The following is a 22,330-nucleotide window of genomic DNA, read 5'->3' on the forward strand; positions in this document are numbered from 1 at the left end:
ATTCATATTCGATTTTGTTCATTCGTCCTAATGAACGTGTTAATGTAAAAAAGTATGACAACCATGAAAATTACAAATAATGGTGTTTTTGGAATATTGGGAAGTATGCCGAGACTATTTTCACTGTCGAGATATTGATATAAAACATATGACATTGCTATAGATACAATTGAAATAGCGATTAAGGCTCTTTTAAATAAACTCTTTAAGGTTTTTTTTCTTTCTTGATTATGGTCGATAGAGGACATGAGATTATTGATAAATTGATCTGATGTTTCTACAGTACTCTTTTGAATGATCTTTTTTAACTGTTCTTCTTTCATAATAAATGTTTTATATCATCACCCAGTAGTTGTCTGAGTTGAAAATTTAAATTTTCCCTTCCACGATGCAGGTCAACTTTAATCTTAGATGTTTTGAATTTAGTAATCTCCTCTATTTCCTTTATGCTCAGTTCGCATAAATAAAATAGTCTTAGAACTAATGCCTCATCTGGTCGCAGTAAGCTTAGAGCTTTGTTGATATAGTGCTTTTGGTCTTTTTCCATCAGAGGGTCACGATCATTAAAGGGCAACATAACATCGCTGTAGTTATCTTTATCTATAGATAGACTTACTTTCTGTCTTTTTAAGGCATTATAGGACGTGTTTACCACAATTCTGTACAACCATGTCGAAAAGGAAGATTTAAACTTAAAAGTCTTTAAATTATTAAATACTTTAATAAAGACATCTTGAAGCACATCTTCCGCAAGTGTTTTATTTTTCAAAATAGAACAGGCGAGAGAAAGTGACACATCTTTGTACTTGTAGACTAATTGTCTAAAAGCATTAGAGTCACCTTCTATCACCTTACGAATTAAATCGTACTCTTCGTTGTGGCTTTTAGTCCTCAAGTTTTTTTCTAATGAAATGTGCAGCTACTAAACCTGCTGCTCCAAAAATTAAAATCGTTCCCCAAACCAAGAGGTCCGTGGTGTCTTCGGTTAAGTCTATTGAAGTAAATATTGAAGATACAAGCAACCCGATTCCCAATCCAAAAACAATACAACCAATATCTAGGTATTTGTATTTTACAGCTCTATTCTCAAGATAGATACCTTGTTTTATCATTTCCTTTTTTATCAAATACGTATATCTGGCAATGATAAAGACTACTGATATGAACCCTAATGCTATGGCTGCAAATCCGATGGCTTCGTTAAAATCTTTCATAATTATTGATTTAAAAATGTTCTCCTAAAAGGTCCTCTAATTTTTCTAAAAAAGGAAATAAATTATCTGAATTTGTAAACATTACAAATCCATAGTTTTGCTCGGGAATAAACATGGTATATGCTTGAAAATCTTGATTATTGCCAGTGTGTAAATGCATGAGCCCATTCGATGTAGGTTTTTGTGCAAATCCAAGGCCCCATCCCGTTTGGCCTGTTTCTTTCAGTAGTGTGTTGTCCTCTCTAAAATGGTTGTGTTCTTTCAACATTTCATCTCTTGTCGCTTTCGTAATGTTTTTTGGATTCATCATCTCAATAAGGAACATGGCATAGTCTTCGGCATTGGAATGCAAACTAAAGCCTGGCCCTACTTTTTTAAATCTATTAATATTTGGATTTACTTGACCTTTTATGTGACCATTGGCAACAGAACTTTCATATTTTGAATCCCAGGTGTATAAGGTTCTGTCCATACCAATAGGCAATGCCGCCTCTTTAATAAATAGAGCATCTAGCTTTGATCCCCAATCTATACCGAGCTTTAAGCTAAACGCAGCTCCCAAATGCTGATAGGCTTCACCAGAATACGAAAAATCTGTACCAGGCTTAAAGGCAATCTTTATAGGCTCACCCTTTACCCAATTAGGAATACCTGTACCATGAGATAAAATGATCCTAGGGGTTAAGATTTTGTAATAGTCTAGAGATGTATCTTCAACTGTACCCTCTTGAAAAATAGGCTCTAAATAGGGATAGATCGGCTGGTCTAAATCTATTTGACCTTTTTCAGCCATTTTCATTAAAAAATAAGCAAATAGCGGCTTAGAAAGTGAGGCCCCTTCAAAAATAGTCCGTTTGGTTACAGGATCTTTAGTTTTTAGATTCTTAACACCAAAAGTATTGTGATAGGCTATTTTATCATCATTTACAATGGCTATAGAAAGGCCTGGTAATTCTAAAGAGTCCATGGTCTTTTCTATATATTCATTTAATGCTTTAGACGAAATGGTATTGCCGTTTGGAACTTTAATTAATGTAGAGTTTTCTTGCCCAAAAACAGATACCGTTAAGATTATAGCTAAGGCTATAATGTATGATTTTACAGTGTTCATTTTTTGATTTTTTAATGTTTATGAATGTGTTTTTTGTGAATTCACATCCATTGGACAAAACCACAAAAAGAAAGGTTACAAAATAATTTTGTCCAGAAGCTTTAATATTGAATATCTTTAGGGTCGAAGTGACTTAAACCATTATCTATCAGCTATGGCCTTTTACGATCTCACTAAAGAAGAACGAAATAAATTGGTTAAAAAAATTAATCAAGAGATTGAAGCTGATTTGTCTTTAGATCAAAACAGAAGTCTAATAAACTATTTTTCAGACGAAGACACTTACATCCGTAAGACCGGATATTTAGCCATTGGTAAAATCTTCTATGCGCGTCCTGAATTACAGTCCAGAATAGTTTCAACATTGAAAGCTCTCTTTCAGTCGGATAATGAACTCATACGACAAACCGTCATTAATGCAGCAGGAGAAATAGGGAAATTTCATTTTGATAAGGTTCAAGCGTTTATGGATAAAGGTTTGTTCGATGATCACCATCGCGTAAGAAATGCAGTTATTGGTTCCATCAAAAAAATGGGCGAGCGCAATCCAGAACCTGTTTTAGCTTGGGCAAAGTCTTATTTAAAGCATCCAGATAAAGAAATTAGGCGTGAGATTTGCCATGGTATTGAACTAAGGGGGCGTACCCATCCGCAAGATATTTTACCTTTACTTAAACAATTAGAACATGATGAAACCAAGCGTGTAACTGACACACTGATTCATGTGCTAGGTCAAATCGCTTACAAAAAAGGCTGCCTGCAAACAGTGGTTACACATTTAAATACGTGGCAAAATAAAGACTTAGTACAAAAAGCTTTGGATGAGATTGTTGATGTACATGAGCGCTATAAAAAATTTGCAGTATTAAGTCAACAAGAGGCTATTGCTTATATTGATGCCAATTATGAAAACAAAAATTGAATTTGATAGTTATTATTTTATTTTTTTAAATTCAAATATTTTCCCCTCCTGATTTACGGTAAAACCCATAGTTTGGTTGTCTTCATTTCGCAAGAATTTAAATGAAGCACTAACAGCTTTCAAGATAAAAACATCCTTATCCGATGGCGTTAGCGTCGCATCATGTTCTGGTGCTTTAGGGTCACTAAGAATTAATGTGTTATCGAAAAGTTTTATTTGGAATGTCCTAGATATTTCTTCGCTTTGCAATTCGTAAATACCAATATAATCTTTCAACAATGCTTTTGAAACCTCTTTTTTACTAAATATTTCAATAGGTTTATTTAAAAGGATACTTGCCACATAGTTTGCAAGCTCCTCTGTTCGGTCAAATTTTGTATTTGCCAAGATGCATACAAAAATATCTTCATGAGGTAAATACAAACCATAGGTTGTAAATCCGAATAAATTACCACCATGTTGTATTGTAGGACTTCCTTGAAGGTTTTTAAGAAAAAATCCGTAGCCATATCCTGTGCCTTCTCCTGAGGCTATAGTTTTTTCGGATGTTAATTGTTGAACTACAAAATCAGAAATAACAGTTTTGTTTACCAGTGCTCTATTCCAAATAAACAAGTCATTTATAGTAGATACAATTCCGCCAGGAGCATACAATGCAGACCCAACTATCTCAGGTCCAGGAAATAGTATGCCGTTTTTACTATTGTAACCTACGGGAATTCTTTTCTTTTTGATGGTTTCATTATACCAAAGTCCTGTTGAGGTCATACCTAAAGGTTCAAAAATGTAGATTTTAAGGTATTCTTTTAAAGATAAACCTGTTGTTTTTTCTAGGGCAGCACCTAATAAAGGATAATTAGAATTACTATAACTCCACTTTTCCCCTGGTCTAAAAATGAGTGGTTCATCTTTGTAATAATTTATTAATTGTTGAGGCGTATGTTCCTTAGCGAGTAAGTGAAACTCGCTTTCGTCGACATCGAAGTATTCTGGAATCCCGGAAGTTTGAGATAATAAATGATGAATGGTAATTGGATACGCTTTTGTTGGATAATACGGTACATATTTTTGAATGGTATCTGTAAGCGCCATTTTCCCCTGTTCAATCAATTGTAATATAGCGGCTGAAACAAATTGTTTGCTCATCGATCCAATTTGAAATACCATATCGGTTTTTAATTTTCGCTTTGGTTTTAGCGATGCCAATCCGTAAGCTTTCTCAAAAATGACCTTTCCTTTTTTGGCAACTAATACTGTTGCGCCTGGTTCGTTTTTTGGATATTCTTCGGTAAGAAATTGATCAATGGTTTTTATATGTTCAGCTTCATTTTGAGCTTGACAAACACTAGTAGATACTGCGATGAGAAGTATTATGAATTTTTTCATAGGTTACTTTTAAAATAATAGATTAGTTTTTTAATTGATTTTGACCCAATTGGTAGTTTGCCCATGCTCATGCAAAAGCATTGATTTATAACCAAAAGTTATTTGGGTATTGAAGTTTTCTAGATAAAAGACAGTCTCACTTTCGGCATGTAATTTCTGTTCGCCATAACCATTGTTGAGAAATAGTGTGTTGTCCTTTAATGTAATATCTATGCTTTTCTTTCCATTTAATTTATAAATACCAGAGTACTCATTTAAAATAGAATCGTCTGCATGGATTTCTTTTCTGAGTTTCCAATTGTCATAAGGTAAATTGAACAAGATTGATGAAACCCCCATACCAATAGACCACACATTCTGATTGTAATTTCCAAAGTTGTTCAACAAAACAATTATAGCGTCTTCTTTCGGATAATAAATAAGTTCCGACATAAATCCTGGATAACCCCCCGAGTGCTTTATATAGTTTTTGCCTGAAAAAACTCCGATTTCCCATCCATAACCGTAATTATTCAAGTTAGGTGTAAAGGCCTGTTTCCATGTTTTCCTTTTAAGAATTTTTTGTTCTGAAACAGCTTTTGCCCATCTAAACAAATCAGTGGAGGTGCTATAAATACTTCCCGCAGAATATGCAAAGGTAGAATCGTAGTGTTTGTAGGGTTTGATATGGTCCTTGGTCCAAAATTGATAACCTTGAGCTCTCGCTGAATTTGGTAAGTTAATGAAATCAAACCCTGAGTCATGCATTTCAAGTGGATTGAAAACAATGTCTCTCACCACCGCTTCGTAAGGTTTTCCAACTATTTTTTCAATAATTAACCCCAATAAAAAATAGGCCGAATTGTTGTAACTGTAATATTGTCCCGGTTCAAAATCTAATGGTTTATTTTTAAAATGGTCAAGAACGAATGTCTTGGGAATAGGATAATTTACTATTAATGAATCTTCTTCACCAACATCAACTGTGTAATTGTATATGCCAGAAGTATGATTCAATAAATGGGATATTTTAATTTTAGAGCCATTTGGGTAATCGGGAAAATAGGAGCGTAGATTATCGTTTAAAGAAAGCCTTCCTTCATCGTGTAGTTTTAGAATTATGGCTGCCGTAATGGTTTTGGTGATTGATAAAATTGGAAACCTTGTTTTGGGCGTATTTTTTTGCTTGGTACTAAAATTCCTAAAACCATAACCTTTATTTAAAAGGATTTTTCCTTTATGGTATATCAATGCGGTTCCATTAAATCGATAGGCTTTATTGGCAGAAGAAAGATAGCTATCTATTTTCTCAATTTTGATATTTCTGAAGTCCTTGTTCTGTCCTTTACAAGGTAAAATCAAAAACACATACAGTAAAGCGGACACCAATTGAATCTTCATCATTGTATTAATTTTAAAGACAAATAAAGTGATGCAGGCCACATCATTCCACTCAAATCTAGATTTGAATAGTATTTAGACTACCGTTTTAAATGTTTTTGTTGAAATTCTTTTGGGGAAAGATTGGTCATTGCTTTAAAGGTTCTTTGAAATGTAGCTTGAGAGTTAAAACCACATTCAAGGGCAATACCTGTAATGGTTAAATGATTGGAATCTTTGTCTAATAAACGTTGTTTAAACTCTTCGATTCTAAACGTATTTATATATTCATTAAATGTTTTTCCGATATGCTGGTTGAGGACGGCCGAAATGGTCTTTTGTGGAATCTCTGTAAGTTTAACAACATCATTAAGTTTAAGAGAAGGATTTAAATACAATTGATCATCCCTCATTAACTGCTCTAAAACCGTTGTTGTTTTTTTTACGGTTTCTTCGGAAATATCTTTTCTATTTGCAGTTTGTCTGTAGGTATTAAAGCTAATGATGTAACCATTAATGCCGAGCCAGTAGACCAATACAATTAAAGGAATGTAAACAGGATACCAGCCAACGGCATCTAATAGTGTATTTGAAAATGCAGGCGTTATATAAGGTACTAAATGAAGCAACCATATTACAGCGAACAAAGTAAAACCTATGGAGAATCGTTTGGCCCAAATCGTAATCACACTACTCTTTTCATGACGTGAAATTAATTTAAGGGCAAGAAATGTATAGACACTCAATGAGATCCACCTTGGAATGTCAATATAGACATTATAAGTATCAATAAAATTGCCCCATTGTTCGTTGCTACCAGAATTAATCCAACCAAAATAGCCGCCAACAATAAAAATCAACGCCGCTAAATACGGAATCAAGTCGAGCAGAATAGTGTAAAAATGTGGATAATCTTTTCTATGTATTTTAAACTCTGGATTAAGCAGCGATTTCACATAAAAATAAATCAATGGTCCAACAGGCATAACAATAACCAAAGGGATGATGGCCTCTAGAATTGCCCACAGAATAGAGTCAGTTCTTACAGTTTCTAAAAAATAGATGTTTAAACAAGCCAGTGAGATCAAAAGGATAATGCTAGCAAGTAGTTTATTGGCCTTTTTATTGATTTTTAGTCTGAATAATAGTACAGATGTTATAATGCCTTGAAGGGTTCCAAGTAGGATAATGATATTCAGAAAATTACTCATTAAGCTTATACAATAAGGTGCCCATTTTATTTGACTAAATGGATAAACTCTATTGTGTAAATTTAGCTTAATTTGCTACAACCTCTTCTAAAACTTTGTTGGATAATTCTTTTCCATCTTTGTCGATGATAACAAACCAAACATTTGTAGTACATTTTCTGTTGATATCGGTGTTGTTTTCACAGTTTTGAGTGGTACCTTTAATTCTATAGCCATCGGCTGTGATTTCGGCAATATAACCATAGTCATTATAAAATTTCCCATAGCATCTTACCTTTTTTATCGGTTTTAATAACAAATATATCGTAGTTGCCTTCACCATAAGAACTTGTGGATCCAATAATTAAATAACCGTCTTCTGTGGCTAATATTGAACTTGCTTTGTCATAACTGCTTCCCCCAAATTGTTTGGACCAGATTTCGTTGCCATTGGGATAGTTCGCAGTCAATAATATTTGTGAAGAGCTGCCATCTCGAGAACCTATAGTAGTTACATTAATAGATCCATCTGCTGTTTCTGTTTTTGGTTGAAATTTTAAATTGGTTTTCTTTTTAAAACTTATGTTTTTTGCACGATCATAGTTTAACTTCATTTCAATTACGCGGTCAAAAAGATCCCTGTAAACTTTTAAATAATAACTATCACCTGCCAGTAAATCGTCTCTATTAAAAATTAAAACGTCTCTCTTATTTCTTTCACTAGATAATTTTAATTCTATAGAATTATCAGAATTTTGTGAGATTTCAAAGCTTATATCGAGTTCTGTATTATGGTAGATTCCAACTAGGGCTTCCAAATCCGTAAATGATGCAGATGGAATGGATGTTTTGTTATAAGTCGATGCATCTCCTGAAGCATAGTATATCATCATCTTATCATCATAAAACCGTACTTTTTCTTTTGAGTCATTAGTAAAATAATAGGTGTTATCATTTTCCTTTGTGAGTTCTAATTTTAAATATTTGCCTTGTCGGAAGAAAATTTTACCATCTTCGTCCACAATTCTAGTTAGAAAACCACTTTTCGTATAATACTGACCTAAAATATTTAAGTTTTCTGTCTTGGCATTAGCTTCAAAGTACTTGGCATCATAAGTTATTTTAGTCTTTTGTTTTGGTAATATTAATGTTGCGATTTCATCTGCTAAGAGGTCACTTCTAACGTTTCCGTTATTACCCAAAATAAAAATAGATAGCTTATCTTCCGGGAAACGAAGTGCAATGGCATTATAGGCATCTGTTACGCCATCATGATAAACAGTTGTTCTTCCTAATCGGCTATCTAATTTTAAACCAAAACCGTAAGTTTTTATGTCACTATTTGGTATTGGATTTTGACTCTTAATTAATAATTCATCATTGTTTTTATTTGCATTTTGTACGGCTAGTTCGAATTTTAATTGATCTCTTAATGTAGTGTACAAAAATCCCTCGCCTGCTGTTTTTGTGACTGAAATTGAATGAAATAATTCACCATAGCCCCAATCCGAATAAGGTGCAGCTTTATTTGGAATAACTCCCATATATCGTTTTATAAATGAGGTTTCGTTCATGCCTAAACCTTGAAAAAAGCTGTCCGAATAGTCAGTAAATTTTTGGCCACTCACCTTTTCAATGATTTTTGCAAGAATGATATATCCTGAATTGCTGTATGAAAATCTAGAGCCTGGTTCAAAGCCAAGATCTTCCTGTTTTTCTAATAACCCCATAACGTCGTCATTGTCTAGCCCGACACGTTTCCACCACACATCGCCTTCCAATCCATATAATTCTACGTAATCTCTTATGCCACTAGTATGATTAATAACATGGCGAATTTTTATTTCATCTTGTACATTTTTATATAAGCTAGGGAGGTATTTTCTAATATCGTCTTCTATGGTTATTTTACCTTCCATTTCTAATTGTAAGATCATTAAGGCCGTAAACTGTTTAGCAGTTGATGCTATATTAGATCTTGTTTTTTCATTCATTTTCACTTGATGTTCAAGATTTGCAAGTCCGCGATATGCCTCATAAACGATTTCGCCATCTTTTACAATGCCAACCATTACTCCAGGACCTTTATCTGTGAATTTTGAATTGATCAAATTATCAATTTGATCTACCGGGATTTGTGCATTGGTTGTAATTACTAATGAATACGTGAGTAATACTAGAATTTTTTTCATGACGTGAATTATTTACAACAAATGTCTAGCTAAAAACCTTACTAAACGCTTCAAATCTCGATTTGAGACCTGTTTTAGGATAAGTTTTCGATATAATCTTTCGGCGATAGGGATGTACTTTTCTTAAATGCTCTATTAAAAGTCGCCTTACTGTTAAACCCTGAATCTAGAGCGATTCCCAATAAGGTGGTGCGTGTATGTTCGCCTTTATTCAGTTTTTCCTTAACAGCCTCTATTCTGTAATGGTTGATAAAGTCGTTAAAGTTCATGTTAAAACCAGAATTTACAGTAGAGGATACCGTTTTTGTAGTAATGTTGAGTTCTTTTGCTACATCAGAAAGTGTTAAACGTGGATTTTCAAAGAGACGTTTTTCAGTCATGAGTTCAGACAATTTTGCTTTCCACGCTGATTGGTCTTTTTCTATAGTTTTTGAATTTCCAATGAATGCTATAGGCTCTGTGTCATCATCAATAAAGACATTAACAGATTGCAACTTTTCCCCTTCTAGTGCAATTTGTTTTATCACATTGCTATAACCCGTAATGGCGATATAATAAAAAATAATTGAAAATGCGATGTAGTACCAAAACTGACTTCCGAAATTTCCCCATTCTGGGTTTATGATAAAAAATAAAACACGAAGAATCTGTAAACCCAAGAAGGCAATCATAAAGTTTCTGATCCACTTAAATAAAATGGATTCGGCATAACTCACTTTCTCAAAAAGTAACTTTCTATAGTTGGAATAGTACCTTAAACTCAGTATTAGATAAGATACCATAGAAATTAATCCTGCCACTTGATACCAATCCGCTAAATCTTTATCTCTTTCATCTGCGTAGAAATAATAGTCATCTAGAATAAGTTTATCTGTAATAAAAACGACCAAGCTATAAATGGCATAAAGAACGGCCGGCATAAAATGCCAATAATCTTTTCGAGATAGTTTAAAACTAATATTTAATAAGCTTTTTGTGTAAAAATAGACCACTGGACCAATCAATAGCACTTGCATAAATGGCACAAAGAACATTATTTCTCTTGTAACCCCACCAGAATACCAACCCGCATAGCCTAGCATGAAGGGTGTGATATACATCGCATAGAGAAATAGTAATATACTCAGCCATTGACTTGCCTTATTATTATAAATAATACCTTTTCTCAGCAGTAGCGCCGAAAATACAATCCCATGAAAAAAGAAAACCAGCAATAATGAACTATAATCATTAAAACTAAAAGGAAAGTCGAATTTTATATTGATGATATTAAAGGTAGCGTTCACTACTTAAATGTAATACTATTTTTCTAATTTTAAAGCTATGGCACAACATAATGATCTTGGTAAAAAGGGTGAGCAACTAGCGGTCAATTTTTTGCTAGAAAACAAGTATACTATTGTTGAACGCAATTACCGTTTTGATAAAGCAGAAATTGATATCATTGCCAAAAAGAATGATGTTTTAGCTATAGTAGAAGTAAAAACAAGGTCTACCACAGATTTTGGCAACCCTCAAGACTTTGTAAAACCTAAACAGATTAAAAATATAGTTAAAGTCGTAGATCAATATGTTATTGAGAACAATTTAGATGTTGAAGTACGATTCGATATAATTGCTATTGTAAAAAAGCCTGGGAGGTTCGAAATAGAACATTTAGAGAATGCCTATTATCACTTCTAGAGATAAATATTTGTAACAATAATCAAAAGACTGTAAAACAAGACATTCACTATTTTATCCTTAGCATCTAGGGATAAAAACCGCTTCATTTCTTTTTTGAGTACATTGAATGTTAAAACGGTGCTGACAAAAACCACACCTAAACCAATAAACCAATAAAGAGACTCTGGATAAGGTAATGTAGCATTTGTTATTAAAAAAATTACAAGCAGGACACCGGCAATTAGAACGCGTTTTTCGTTAGAGGGATTTAGATTATTTCTCAACACTATAGTCTTAGTCTTTGATACGATTAGGGCAATAACTGCGGTCAAAAAAACTAGTGTAAATATCATCTCTTTTTCAATCTTTAATTAAGTTAAATGTAACTATTCTTTTAGATAAAATAAAAACTAAGGGGTATTAACTTCAAAAATGTTTATAAAAATTCATTTCGTCTATATAATGCCACACATTATCGGGTAACATCGGACGAACGTTTCTACCCGCTTTTATTTCTTGTCTTATAAACGTCGAAGACAGCTCCATTATTGGCGCAGAAATGTTAAAAATTTTAGGATGGTCGTTAAATCTCGTGTCAATTTTTCCCTCTGACAGTCTAGGGTACACATAGATGTTATAATTTTCTAGGATAAGTTCGTAGTTTTTCCACTTATGAAAGCTCTTTAAATTATCCTCGCCCATAATCAAGGCAAACTCATGCTCACCAAACTTTTCATGTAAATAGGTGAGTGTGTCTATGGTGTAATTGGGTTGTTTTAATCCGAACTCAATATCACTTGGGCGCAGTTTGGTATAATCTTTTGTAGCACGATACACCATCTCCAATCGCTGGTGATTGTCTAACATGCTACTTTTTTTCTTAAATGGACTTTGGGGTGTTACGACGAACCAAACCTGATCTAAATCACTGTGTTCCGCCATGTGGTTCGCTATGGTTAAGTGTCCAACATGTATGGGATTAAATGTGCCAAAATAGAGTCCAACTTTCATAGCTATTCATTTATAAAATCAGAAACCAGCTGATAAGCCTGTTCTAAGGCATGCTCTAAATCGGAGTTAACGACAATCACATCAAAAAGTGGGGCGGTAGCCAATTCAGCGGGTGCTTTTGCCACACGCATATTAATTTTATCTTCGCTTTCCTCGCCGCGTTCCTTCAATCGCCTAACGAGTTCATTTAAATCGGGCGGTTTTACGAAAACGGCTAGGGTTTGGTCAGGGAATTTCCGCTTTATACGCAATCCTCCAGAGACGTCAATATCAAAGATAACATGTTTGCCCTTAGCCCATATGCGCTCTACCTCTTTCTTTAAGGTGCCATAAAAGTTATCTCTATAGACCTCTTCCCATTCCAAGAATTCGTCAGCCTTAATTTTGTTCTTAAACTCTTTAAGAGATAGATAGTAATAGTCCTTACCATGTTGTTCATTTCCCCGTTTTTCTCTAGAGGTTGCAGAAATAGAAAACTCTAGATTTAGTTCGTCTTGCTTTAATAAATAGCGCACGATGGTTGTTTTTCCCGACCCTGAAGGTGCGGAAAATACGATGAGCTTACCTTGTTTTGATGTTTCTTTTGACACTAAGCGGCGGTTTTAACTAGAGTACATTTAATAATTGTTCCTTAATTTTTTCAAGCTCATCTTTCATTTGTACAACTAATTTCTGCATAGGCGCATAATTGGATTTTGAACCTATAGTATTTATTTCCCTACCGATTTCCTGTGAGATAAAACCTAGCTTTTTTCCATTGGAGTCTTCAGAATTTAGAGCTTTGATAAAATAATCCAAATGATTGTCCAATCTTACTTTTTCTTCGGTAATGTCAAATTTCTCTATATAGTAAACGAGTTCTTGCTCAAAACGATTGTCATCTACTTTCTCCTTTATTTCGGCTATACCTTTTTCTAATCTGGCCCTTACACCTGCAATGCGCTCTGGATCCATAACAATAACCTCTTCGAGCAATTGTCTTATATTGGCAACCCGTTCTATGAAATCCTGCTTTAAAATTTGACCTTCATCTTTTCTATAAGCCACAATTTTTGAAATAGTTCCATCAATGCCTTTGGCTATGATAGTCCACTCTTCTTCATCAATGTCGTCACGCTCTGTAGTAACGGCATCTGGCAAACGAACGGCCATTTTTAGCAATTCTGTCGTATCACCATCGACAACTTCTTTAAGTTGTTTTATATACTCTTTAACTACGGTTTTATTGATTTTTGAGGTGGTGTCCTCACCTGTAATTTCTACATACAGTGAAAAATCAACTTTACCACGAACCAAATGCTTGGCAATACCCTTTCTAATGTCTAGTTCTTTGGCGCGATACATTGAAGGCATTCTGGCATTGACGTCTAAGTTTTTACTATTCAGAGATTTTAATTCTATAGATATTTTTTTGGTAGGGAGCTGTAAAACAGACTTCCCATAACCTGTCATAGATTGTATCATTAATACGATGCGATTAAAGTTGCGCAAAGGTACAAAATTGCGCTGGTATAAAATCATAGCTAAAAAAGCTTGAGATGTTATGCGCCCATACTCTTTTCTCTAACTTTGCTATTCAGTTATAAGTTAGAAAAATGTACAAAAAACAATTTGAAATTCGTTGGAGTGATGTTGATGCTAATGGACATTTAGCCAACTCTGCCTATACCAATTTTATGAGTCATGCAAGAATGTCCTTTTTCGAGGAACATGGTTTTTCTATGCCAGAAATAAAAAAACATGGCGTTGGCCCGGTAGTATTTTATGAACACACCTACTATTTTAAAGAATCTTTCATAGGAGAACCTATTACGGTTGCTACTGAGATTTCTGGGTTGAGCGAAGATGGCATGCTCTTTAAGTTTGAGCATAATTTGTATAATAAGAAAGGGGATAATCTGGCTTTTTCTGAAATTCTGGGGGCTTGGATAGATACAACGGAGCGAAAATTAACAAGGCTTCCAAATCCATTATTGGAGTTGGCACAAAAGTTTCCCAAGTCTAAAGACTTTAAGATACTTACAAAAGAGGATACGCGAAAACATGGTATAAGACCAAAACCATTAGATATGTAGTACTATTTAAATGGCTGATGCTGTTTAAAAGATTTTATTTGTACGTTCTTTACAAACGGCTTTAAAATTTGATTTGGCAGATAGTGTTTGTGTTTACAATAACAGGTCAAGGTTTTTGGTTGTGCGCCTAAGGTACTTTTCATTTCAGAAGCCGTTCTCCCTAAATTAATCTGACTGGATTTAGTTGCGATACCTATCCTTACATAGTCGTTTAAGATTCTAGGGTAAATGGCATAGGTTTTATTGTTGGAGTAATCAATACCTATAAAATGTGCATCAAGGTGATCTCCATTTCGCATGGCAGAGAGGAATCCTACCAGCTTATCTTCTAAGAAATACCCTTTTACAATAAACTTATTTTTATAGGTATTTTTAAGATGTACGTATGTGTCGAGGTTTAAAATCTGGGCATTAAAATCTGCATTGTCAATAGTGTTTTGATATAATGCTTGAAGCTTATTTTTGTGAGCTTTTATATCTTCTTCATTAAAAAACTTAGCATCCAAAGCTTCACTTTTAGCATCAGCCCGATTGGCCTTTACTCTATATTTGGATTTCAATGCATTGATGTAATCGTTAAAGGACTGCCATTCTGGTTTCAGATAAATAATCATATTGGGTTCCACATGCATAGAAGCGTAATCAAATGATTTTAGATGATCTGTAACATAGAGTGATTCGTCTTCAAAATCCTTAATAAAAATAGTGTGGAGCCGCTTGCACCTGTACAATCGCTTTACAGCTTTGGCAATCCCAGTAAAAGTTTCAACTTTTGGAGCACCTTGTTTTAAAAATGTACCGTATTCACCACTTAAAAAAACATTACCGCAAAACAAGACCCTTATATTATTGTTACAAAACATATTATTAACGATACGCCTTAATTTTGGAGACATCCTAATATTCTTGGTAATGGTTTCTATTCCAATGGTCACCAATTGCGTGTAAGCAAAAGCTATAACGTCATTCGCTTTTAGAATAAAAATATAGTTAAATTCAATATCTGTGTTGGCCGCCTCAAAAGCCTTTAAAAACTCGGGAGAATAGTAAATATTCGAAGTACAGTTAAGACGTTCCCAATAGTTTTCTGGGATCTCATCTGTCGCCTTAAATATTTTAGATGTTAGAGACAAATTATTGTACTTTCTTTGGTTTTAAAGACACTAAATATACACCTGTAAAAATGAGAAGCATAGCTAGGATTTTAAAGGTATCTATAAAATCGGCTCCCATAGTGAGTGCAAAAAGACCAGCAATTACGGGTTGAAGGTAAATAAAAATACCCACCGTTGACGCTTTTAGTTTACTGAGGGCAAATGGATTTAACAGATAGGTGCCAAAGGTTGCGCCAATGACTACAAATGAAACAGAGAACGTAATATAAGGGGTAAAACTCTCCCATTTCACGCTCTGTAGTTCGCTATACCCAAATGGGATTAGCATAATCAACCCAAATAAAAATAACCATTTTATAAATGTTAGCGGATTGTATTTTTCCGTTAATTTCTTTACTAGTATAACATAAATACTATAAGAGATAGCATTTAAAAAGATCATGAGATTCCCAAGAGCAACATTATCAGCGGCTCTGGCAGATTTTCCATAAATCGTTAAAACTAAGGCGCCAATTAAACCCAGTACAACACCTAATATTTTGAGCTTGGTTACACGTTCGTTTAAAATAATAGCCGATAAGACCAAGATGATGATAGGCACAATGACCATAATAGCTGATGCATGGATGGGAGTGGTGTATTCTAAGCCCTTGAGAAAAAAGAGCATATTGACAACCACCCCAAAGACTGCGGCTACAAAGAGTTTAATGTAATCTTTTTTCTCAATTTTTTGTTGAGGTAAGAAAATACTTATTAACCAAAACAGCGCTGTAGCCCCAATAACCCTCAATAATACAAACCCTGAGGGTTTAATGAAGTTTCCGTTCATTACGACCTTTGCGAAGGTATAATTCAGACCGTATAAAAGCTGAACCGCAAAAAGAGCTATAAGTGCAACCCTACGACTATACATGTATCGCTTTTTTAGCCGCTTCTACTGTTTTTTTAGAATTGCCAATAAAAATATGATCATTAAAAAGTATAACAGGGCGCTTTAAAAATGTATAATGTTCTAAAATATAATTTTTATAGTCTTCGTCTGAAAGGTTTTTGTTTTTTAAGTCGAGCGATTTATAGAGTCTTGCACGTTTGCTAAACAAACTTTCATAGCTGTCCGTAAGTGCTCTCATTTCTTCAATTTGACCGACAGTGATAGCCTCGTTTTTTATATCCTGAAGCTTAAAATCATTAGGTAAATTAAGCTCGTTTATAATTTTCATGCAGGTGTTGCATGTACTCAAATAATATATTTTTGCCATATTCAAATTGGATTGGATTTAAGACTGCAAAGTAACCGTATTTAAAACGAAAAATAATTACATTTAAGAAAAATATAATTCTATGGAATATTATTCTATTGCCACGATTCTAATTGTGCTTTCAGCTATTTTTGGGTACATCAATGTACGTTTTTTAAAGCTTCCAATCACCATAGGTCTCATGCTTATCACTATTATTTTCACCATGGTTTTGGTAGGGATTGCACAGTTTGATGATACACTTTTGCTCAGAGAAAAAGCATTTATCAATAGTATAGATTTTGAGACGGTTTTACTAGACATTATGTTGAGCTTTTTGTTGTTTGCGGGTGCGTTGCATACCAATTTTGATCAGCTTAGAGTTCAAAGAGGACCTATATTAGCTTTTGCTACCCTTGGTGTTCTTGTATCTACTTTCTTGGTCGGGATTATTATGTTTTATCTTCTGCGTTGGATGGGATTAGAAGTGACCTTTATAAATTGTCTATTGTTTGGTGCTTTAATATCTCCTACAGACCCAATAGCAGTTTTGGGCATATTGAAGAAAGCAGGTGCACCTAAAAAATTGGAAACAAAAATTGTTGGCGAATCCCTCTTTAATGATGGTGTTGGTGTGGTCGTATTCTTAACGATTTTTGCCATAGCTGCTAAACCAAACGCATCCGTAGAATTTTCGGATATTGCGACCCTTTTTGGTCAGGAAGTTATTGGTGGTGTAGCCTTAGGTTTGTTTTTAGGATGGATTACGTATCGATTAATGAAATCCATAGACAATTATGAAATTGAGGTCATTTTAACCATATCTGCCGTGATGGGAGGCACCATGTTAGCCCATAAATTCCATTTATCTGCTCCGCTTGCTATGGTCACTGCGGGATTAATTGTAGGTAACGATACTGTTCGTCAAACAGCGATGTCTGAGACTACAGAGGCTTATGTTGACAAGTTCTGGGAATTGGTGGATGTACTTTTAAACACCATTTTATTTATAATGATTGGTATGGAAATGTTAGTATTGACTTTAGAAGGCAAGTATATTTATGCTGGCCTATTGGCTATCCCAATCATTTTAATGTGTAGATATATGTCCTTGTGGTTACCCATTAAATTCTTTGCAAAGCGATTGGATTTTGTACCTAAGACGAATTTGATTATGACTTGGGGAGGTTTACGTGGAGGCATATCTATTGCTTTGGCCTTGAGTTTAACGAAAGATATGCATAGAGAACTATTCTTGGTGATAACTTATATTGTGGTCATTGTGTCTATTTTGGGACAGGGTTTAACCGTAGAACCTATAATTAAGCGACTGACAAAAAAAACTAACTAGTAAAGTTTTAAGTAGGGTTCCGCTTCATCAAACGGAATTACAAACTCTGTATAACCTTGGTCGTAAGATGCGACTTCGTAAATATTGTAGAGTAAAACCAAGCCATCATCACTATAACCCATATTTTCTGGGAGCTGAAATGGCTCTCCAAAGAAAAAATCTTCCATGTTTATTGGGTCTTTTTCCTTTGTTTTTGATTTTATAAAATAGGTTTTCGCAAGATTCTTAAAATCGTCTTTATTTTTAATAATATCGACGTAATCGAGAATTTCGCCAGTTCTAGCATTGAGATTTAAGAACTTAATTTTATCATTACCATGAGCACCTCCTTGAAATTCATAGGTGCTTATGGCAATACTTATGACAGCGTCGGATTGATAGGTTTTTTCTGTTTCGATATGTAACTCCCAAACAGGTTCTGATGCTTCAGGAAAGTCTTTTTTAAATTCTAGGTATTCTGAGTTGAAGTCCTCTAAGACAGCCTCTAACTTTGTTTTCTTGGTGGCTTCGCCAAGCGAAGTAATTATAGATTCTTCAATTTTAAAGTTTATGATTTTGCTCAATTCGCTTTGTCCTATGGCCTTATCGATGTTGGCAGATATTTGTGCTTCATAAGTTTGGTCGATGGAAGTCGTCTTAAATGTTACTGGTTTAAATTCAGTTTCACAAGAATTAAGAAGGTAAAAAAAGATAAAAATGAATTTAAAACGTTTCATAAGGTTAGATTTTGTTAATGATTCAATAAAGGTATTGCACAGATTTGAATACAACGAATTATCAGTTAAATTTGTTGCTCTAAAAAATGCCTTTATGTAAAGTTTATTTCTATGAGACGTCTAAGGCATTCTAATATGTTTAAAATATGAAATGTGCCGATGAAAATTTAATTTTTTAGGTGTTTCATTTTAAGTAAAATAAATTTTAAATAGATGAAGTTCAATACAAAAACCATACATGGAGGTCAAGAGCACGACCCAGCTTACGGATCGGTAATGCCGCCAATTTATCAAACGTCTACTTATGCCCAATCAACGCCAGGAGGGCATAAAGGCTATGAGTATTCTAGGACACATAATCCTACGCGTAATGCACTTGAAAATGCCTTGGCAAGTATAGAAAATGGAAACTATGGACTGGCATTTGGATCTGGGTTGGCTGCTATAGATGCGGTATTGAAGTTGTTACAACCTGGTGATGAAGTCGTTTCCACCAACGATTTGTATGGGGGTACTTATAGGCTTTTCACGAAAATATATGAAGAGTTTGGAATAAAGTTTCATTTCATCGGAATGGAGAATGCTAATAAGATAGAACAGTATGTTACTCCAGATACCAAGTTAATTTGGGTGGAGACACCAACCAACCCGATGATGAATGTTATAGACATTGTAGCTGTTTCTGAGATTGCAGAAAAGAATAATATTTTACTGGCCGTAGATAACACTTTTGCTACCCCGTATCTACAACAGCCCTTAGATTTGGGCGCCGATATTGTGATGCATTCCGCAACAAAGTATTTAGGAGGGCATAGTGATGTTGTTATGGGGGCATTAGTTGTAAAAGATAAAGATTTAGCGGATAAGCTCTATTTTATCCAAAATGCAAGTGGTGCAATTTGTGGCCCACAAGATTCCTTTTTGGTTTTAAGGGGGATAAAGACCTTGCATATACGAATGCAAAGACATTGTGAAAACGGTAAAGCAGTTGCGGAGTATTTGGCAACTCACCCAAAGATAGAAAAGGTGTATTGGCCTGGTTTTGAAAGTCACCCTAACCACGAAATTGCAAAATCGCAAATGAAAGATTTTGGAGGTATGGTATCTTTCACAACTAAAGGTAATGACTATGAAGAAGCTATTAGAATTGTAGAAAACCTCAAAATTTTTACACTTGCCGAATCCTTGGGGGGTGTTGAATCTTTAGCAGGACATCCTGCTAGTATGACGCATGCAAGTATTCCAAAAGAAGAACGCGAAAAAACAGGAGTTGTAGATTCCTTGATACGCCTTAGCGTTGGGATAGAAGATGAAGAGGATTTGATAGCCGATCTAAAACAAGCCATTGGATAAGTATTAAAAAAAGAAAAGACCGATTTTTTTAAATCGGTCTTTTTTATATGTCTTGAAATTAGTTTAATCTAGATAGTAGATATAGCCAAAATTTAGCCATAAATTCCAATCATTGGCTTTATTGGATGGCAACTTATGATTTAACCCATCTACAAAATCATCAAAATAGTATTGCCATCTTAGTTCTACAAACAGGTCTGATAAGATGGTAAGCTTATAACGTGTTCCAACACTGGCAACCACAGACCAGGTAGAGCCTGAATCTGCACTGATAAAGGGATCTCCGCCAGAAGCATCATCCCAAAAGCTATAAAAATTATTGTTATTCAGGCTATTACCATCACCATAGGTTGTCTCTACGGATGGATTAAAGGACACATAATGTACTCCGAGAGCCGCAAACGGTGCAAATGAGTAGGCGCCAGCAGAAAAAGCTCTGATACTTCTCGGGAAATACTCCAATTGCATACCAACATCCCAGTTTTGAGCTTCGCCAGAATGAGCTCTTAGTCGATCTGCGTTGTCACTAGTTCGGGCATCTTCTACCCATTTCCCAAAATGATTAAGGGTTGTTTTATTCCAAGAAATTTCACTTCTTAACTTAAAGTGGTCGTTGAAATATGTATCTGTAGTATAACAATTACAATCGGCACGGTAGGCAAAATTTATATAGTGTACAATACCTAAAGCAATACCAGTATTGCCCGAATTTGTTTCAAAATCGCTTCGGACACCAAAATCAGATTGAAACGCAACAGCACCAACAAACGCACCTATTTCGTGGGAGAAGCCCAATTGGGCAGATGTTGTTTGTATCGATAATACAAAGACAAACAACAAAAGTAGTTTTTTAACGTGTTTTGCCATATTGGGGATAAGATTAAATTGTTGCCGAACAAATATATAAAAACTCGACGAACTACCAAATAAAACGGACAAAATGCATATTTCTTATTGAGCAGAGAATTTTACCACAATTCTGAAATAATTAAAAAATAATTGAGAATATAAAAAAAATAAGCCGTTATTTTTACAGATAATGTATATTTGCACCCTACAAACCACAATTTCTTAACAATTTTTTATATGAAAGATAAAATTGATGCTTTTTTAGATCTTGTAAGAAAGCGAAATGGACATGAACCTGAGTTTTTACAGGCTGTTCAAGAGGTAGCTGAAACAGTTATACCTTATATCGTTAAGCATGATATATACCATGGTAAAAACATTCTTTTAAGAATGGTAGAGCCAGAGCGCTTAATATCATTTAGAGTTAGTTGGGTAGATGACTCTGGCGAAATACAAGTGAATAGGGGCTATAGGGTACAAATGAATTCTGCTATTGGTCCCTATAAAGGTGGACTACGCTTCCATCCTACGGTAAATGCAAGTATTCTTAAGTTTTTGGCTTTTGAACAGGTCTTTAAAAACAGCTTAACAACATTACCTATGGGAGGCGGAAAAGGAGGTTCTGATTTTGATCCTAAAGGAAAATCTGATAATGAAGTGATGCGTTTTTGCCATGCATTTATGACAGAGCTGTACAGACATATTGGGCATAACACAGATGTTCCTGCAGGTGATATAGGCGTGGGCGCTAGAGAGATTGGGTATATGTTTGGGATGTATAAGAAATTGAACAATACATTTACAGGTGTTTTAACAGGAAAAGGCCAATCTTGGGGAGGCTCTTTGATTAGACCTGAAGCGACAGGATATGGTAATGTATATTTTGCCGATAATATGTTAAAGACTAAAAATGATTCTTTTGAAGGAAAGAACGTTGTGATTTCAGGATCAGGTAATGTGGCACAGTTTGCTGCGGAGAAAGCTATCGAATTAGGGGCTAAAGTACTGACCTTATCAGACTCTGGCGGTTATATTTTAGACGAGGAAGGTATAGATACCGAAAAATTACATTTTGTTATGGAATTAAAGAATGTAAGAAGAGGTCGTATTAAAGAGTATGTTGAGAAGTATCCTAACGCCACTTATGTCGCAGGCAAAAGACCTTGGTCCGTAAAATGTGATATCGCTTTGCCTTGTGCTACTCAAAATGAACTTAATGGAGAAGAGGCCAAACAATTAGTGGAAAATGGTTGTAAGTGTGTCTCAGAAGGAGCCAATATGCCGTCTACTCCTGAGGCTATTCATGAGTTCCAAAAGGCGCGCATATTGTTCGCGCCAGGAAAAGCATCTAACGCCGGTGGTGTTGCGACTTCGGGATTAGAGATGAGTCAAAATTCGTTGCGTTTAAGCTGGACGAGAGAAGAAGTTGATGCAAGATTAAAAGATATCATGGCAGATATACATGACGCTTGTGTAGAATATGGTAAAAATGACGACGGCTCTATAGATTACATCAAAGGGGCTAATATTGCAGGTTTTGTAAAGGTAGCAGACGCTATGTTGGCGCAAGGCGTTGTATAAAC

At 34.8% G+C, this 22,330-nt stretch carries 24 protein-coding genes; 6 read left to right on the forward strand and 18 right to left on the reverse strand.

The features are described from left to right. Positions 1 to 2: 2 nt before the first annotated feature. Genes ACO052_RS04875 through ACO052_RS04890 form a run of 4 tightly spaced genes read right to left on the reverse strand, consistent with a single transcriptional unit; the run spans position 3 to position 2,325 of the window. Positions 3 to 323 carry a hypothetical protein gene (locus tag ACO052_RS04875; RefSeq protein ID WP_422106875.1) on the reverse strand — a complete coding sequence of 107 codons (321 nt, stop codon included), beginning with the start codon at positions 321 to 323 and terminating at the stop codon, positions 3 to 5. Continuing rightward, positions 320 to 895: an RNA polymerase sigma factor gene (locus tag ACO052_RS04880; RefSeq protein ID WP_422106876.1), complete on the reverse strand. Its 576-nt coding sequence runs from the start codon at positions 893 to 895 to the stop codon at positions 320 to 322. Before ACO052_RS04880 ends, ACO052_RS04875 begins: the two co-directional genes overlap by 4 nt. Further along, positions 885 to 1,214 carry a hypothetical protein gene (locus ACO052_RS04885; protein WP_422106877.1) on the reverse strand — a complete coding sequence of 110 codons (330 nt, stop codon included), beginning with the start codon at positions 1,212 to 1,214 and terminating at the stop codon, positions 885 to 887. The genes ACO052_RS04880 and ACO052_RS04885 overlap by 11 nt, the downstream gene beginning before the upstream one ends. A gap of 10 nt (positions 1,215 to 1,224) precedes the next feature. Next, positions 1,225 to 2,325 carry a serine hydrolase domain-containing protein gene (locus ACO052_RS04890; RefSeq protein WP_422106878.1) on the reverse strand — a complete coding sequence of 367 codons (1,101 nt, stop codon included), beginning with the start codon at positions 2,323 to 2,325 and terminating at the stop codon, positions 1,225 to 1,227. Positions 2,326 to 2,479: 154 nt separating this feature from the next. Here ACO052_RS04890 and ACO052_RS04895 point away from each other — a divergent pair, with 154 nt between their 5' ends. After that, on the forward strand, positions 2,480 to 3,247 hold the full coding sequence (locus tag ACO052_RS04895) for a HEAT repeat domain-containing protein (RefSeq protein WP_422106879.1): 768 nt from the start codon (positions 2,480 to 2,482) through the stop codon (positions 3,245 to 3,247). A 12-nt stretch (positions 3,248 to 3,259) separates the two neighbouring features. Here the strand turns inward: ACO052_RS04895 and ACO052_RS04900 are convergent, their stop codons facing one another. The 5 genes from ACO052_RS04900 to ACO052_RS04920 all read right to left on the reverse strand — a co-directional run bounded on the left by ACO052_RS04900 (position 3,260) and on the right by ACO052_RS04920 (position 10,660). Then, a complete protein-coding gene (locus ACO052_RS04900; RefSeq protein ID WP_422106880.1) occupies positions 3,260 to 4,633 on the reverse strand; it encodes a serine hydrolase domain-containing protein in 1,374 nt (457 codons plus the stop codon). 30 nt (positions 4,634 to 4,663) lie between these two features. Beyond that, on the reverse strand, positions 4,664 to 6,016 hold the full coding sequence (locus ACO052_RS04905) for a serine hydrolase domain-containing protein (protein ID WP_422106881.1): 1,353 nt from the start codon (positions 6,014 to 6,016) through the stop codon (positions 4,664 to 4,666). 77 nt (positions 6,017 to 6,093) lie between these two features. After that, the gene (locus ACO052_RS04910) at positions 6,094 to 7,203 is read right to left on the reverse strand and encodes a helix-turn-helix domain-containing protein (RefSeq protein WP_422106882.1); all 1,110 of its coding nucleotides are present in this window, start codon (positions 7,201 to 7,203) and stop codon (positions 6,094 to 6,096) included. A 248-nt stretch (positions 7,204 to 7,451) separates the two neighbouring features. Further along, the gene (locus tag ACO052_RS04915; RefSeq protein ID WP_422106883.1) at positions 7,452 to 9,374 is read right to left on the reverse strand and encodes a serine hydrolase domain-containing protein; all 1,923 of its coding nucleotides are present in this window, start codon (positions 9,372 to 9,374) and stop codon (positions 7,452 to 7,454) included. Between the two features lie 74 nt (positions 9,375 to 9,448). After that, entirely contained in the window at positions 9,449 to 10,660 is a 1,212-nt protein-coding gene (locus tag ACO052_RS04920; RefSeq protein ID WP_422106884.1) for a helix-turn-helix domain-containing protein, read from the reverse strand. Between the two features lie 37 nt (positions 10,661 to 10,697). On the opposite strand from ACO052_RS04920, the gene ACO052_RS04925 reads away from it, so the two are divergent. Next, positions 10,698 to 11,057 carry a YraN family protein gene (locus ACO052_RS04925; protein ID WP_422106885.1) on the forward strand — a complete coding sequence of 120 codons (360 nt, stop codon included), beginning with the start codon at positions 10,698 to 10,700 and terminating at the stop codon, positions 11,055 to 11,057. Here ACO052_RS04925 and ACO052_RS04930 read toward each other — a convergent pair. From ACO052_RS04930 to ACO052_RS04945, 4 genes are all read right to left on the reverse strand, one after another. Next, positions 11,054 to 11,392, reverse strand: coding sequence for a hypothetical protein (locus ACO052_RS04930; protein WP_422106886.1), 339 nt, complete (start codon positions 11,390 to 11,392; stop codon positions 11,054 to 11,056). The genes ACO052_RS04925 and ACO052_RS04930 overlap by 4 nt on opposite strands. Positions 11,393 to 11,465: 73 nt before the next feature. Next, a complete protein-coding gene (gene nadD, locus ACO052_RS04935; protein WP_422106887.1) occupies positions 11,466 to 12,050 on the reverse strand; it encodes a nicotinate (nicotinamide) nucleotide adenylyltransferase in 585 nt (194 codons plus the stop codon). A gap of 2 nt (positions 12,051 to 12,052) precedes the next feature. Beyond that, positions 12,053 to 12,640, reverse strand: a complete 588-nt coding sequence (gmk, locus tag ACO052_RS04940; protein ID WP_422106888.1) for a guanylate kinase — start codon at positions 12,638 to 12,640, stop codon at positions 12,053 to 12,055. Between the two features lie 16 nt (positions 12,641 to 12,656). Further along, the gene (locus ACO052_RS04945) at positions 12,657 to 13,514 is read right to left on the reverse strand and encodes a YicC/YloC family endoribonuclease (RefSeq protein ID WP_422106889.1); all 858 of its coding nucleotides are present in this window, start codon (positions 13,512 to 13,514) and stop codon (positions 12,657 to 12,659) included. A 131-nt stretch (positions 13,515 to 13,645) separates the two neighbouring features. On the opposite strand from ACO052_RS04945, the gene ACO052_RS04950 reads away from it, so the two are divergent. After that, positions 13,646 to 14,125, forward strand: coding sequence for an acyl-CoA thioesterase (locus tag ACO052_RS04950; protein WP_422106890.1), 480 nt, complete (start codon positions 13,646 to 13,648; stop codon positions 14,123 to 14,125). A 2-nt stretch (positions 14,126 to 14,127) separates the two neighbouring features. Here ACO052_RS04950 and ACO052_RS04955 read toward each other — a convergent pair whose 3' ends face one another. Genes ACO052_RS04955 through ACO052_RS04965 form a run of 3 tightly spaced genes read right to left on the reverse strand, consistent with a single transcriptional unit; the run spans position 14,128 to position 16,499 of the window. Next, positions 14,128 to 15,258, reverse strand: a complete 1,131-nt coding sequence (locus ACO052_RS04955; RefSeq protein ID WP_422106891.1) for a hypothetical protein — start codon at positions 15,256 to 15,258, stop codon at positions 14,128 to 14,130. Between the two features lies 1 nt (position 15,259). Next, a complete protein-coding gene (locus ACO052_RS04960; RefSeq protein ID WP_422106892.1) occupies positions 15,260 to 16,153 on the reverse strand; it encodes a DMT family transporter in 894 nt (297 codons plus the stop codon). Next, positions 16,146 to 16,499, reverse strand: coding sequence for an arsenate reductase family protein (locus ACO052_RS04965; protein ID WP_422106893.1), 354 nt, complete (start codon positions 16,497 to 16,499; stop codon positions 16,146 to 16,148). Before ACO052_RS04965 ends, ACO052_RS04960 begins: the two co-directional genes overlap by 8 nt. Before the next feature lie 82 nt (positions 16,500 to 16,581). On the opposite strand from ACO052_RS04965, the gene ACO052_RS04970 reads away from it, so the two are divergent. Beyond that, a complete protein-coding gene (locus tag ACO052_RS04970) occupies positions 16,582 to 17,829 on the forward strand; it encodes a cation:proton antiporter (protein WP_422106894.1) in 1,248 nt (415 codons plus the stop codon). Here the strand turns inward: ACO052_RS04970 and ACO052_RS04975 are convergent. After that, positions 17,826 to 18,545 (reverse strand): DUF3298 domain-containing protein, encoded by a 720-nt coding sequence (locus tag ACO052_RS04975; protein WP_422106895.1) that lies wholly within the window; start codon positions 18,543 to 18,545, stop codon positions 17,826 to 17,828. The two genes, ACO052_RS04970 and ACO052_RS04975, sit on opposite strands and share 4 nt — an antisense overlap. A gap of 213 nt (positions 18,546 to 18,758) precedes the next feature. Here ACO052_RS04975 and ACO052_RS04980 point away from each other — a divergent pair, with 213 nt between their 5' ends. Continuing rightward, positions 18,759 to 19,898, forward strand: coding sequence for a cystathionine gamma-synthase (locus ACO052_RS04980; RefSeq protein WP_422106896.1), 1,140 nt, complete (start codon positions 18,759 to 18,761; stop codon positions 19,896 to 19,898). A 63-nt stretch (positions 19,899 to 19,961) separates the two neighbouring features. On the opposite strand, the gene ACO052_RS04985 is transcribed toward ACO052_RS04980, so the two are convergent. After that, positions 19,962 to 20,765, reverse strand: coding sequence for a THC0290_0291 family protein (locus ACO052_RS04985; protein ID WP_422106897.1), 804 nt, complete (start codon positions 20,763 to 20,765; stop codon positions 19,962 to 19,964). 219 nt (positions 20,766 to 20,984) lie between these two features. Between ACO052_RS04985 and gdhA the strand changes: the two genes are divergently transcribed. After that, a complete protein-coding gene (gdhA, locus tag ACO052_RS04990; RefSeq protein WP_422106898.1) occupies positions 20,985 to 22,328 on the forward strand; it encodes an NADP-specific glutamate dehydrogenase in 1,344 nt (447 codons plus the stop codon). The last annotated feature ends 2 nt before the right edge of the window (positions 22,329 to 22,330 follow it).

The organism is Winogradskyella sp., assembly GCF_965228925.1.
Taxonomy (GTDB): domain Bacteria; phylum Bacteroidota; class Bacteroidia; order Flavobacteriales; family Flavobacteriaceae; genus Winogradskyella.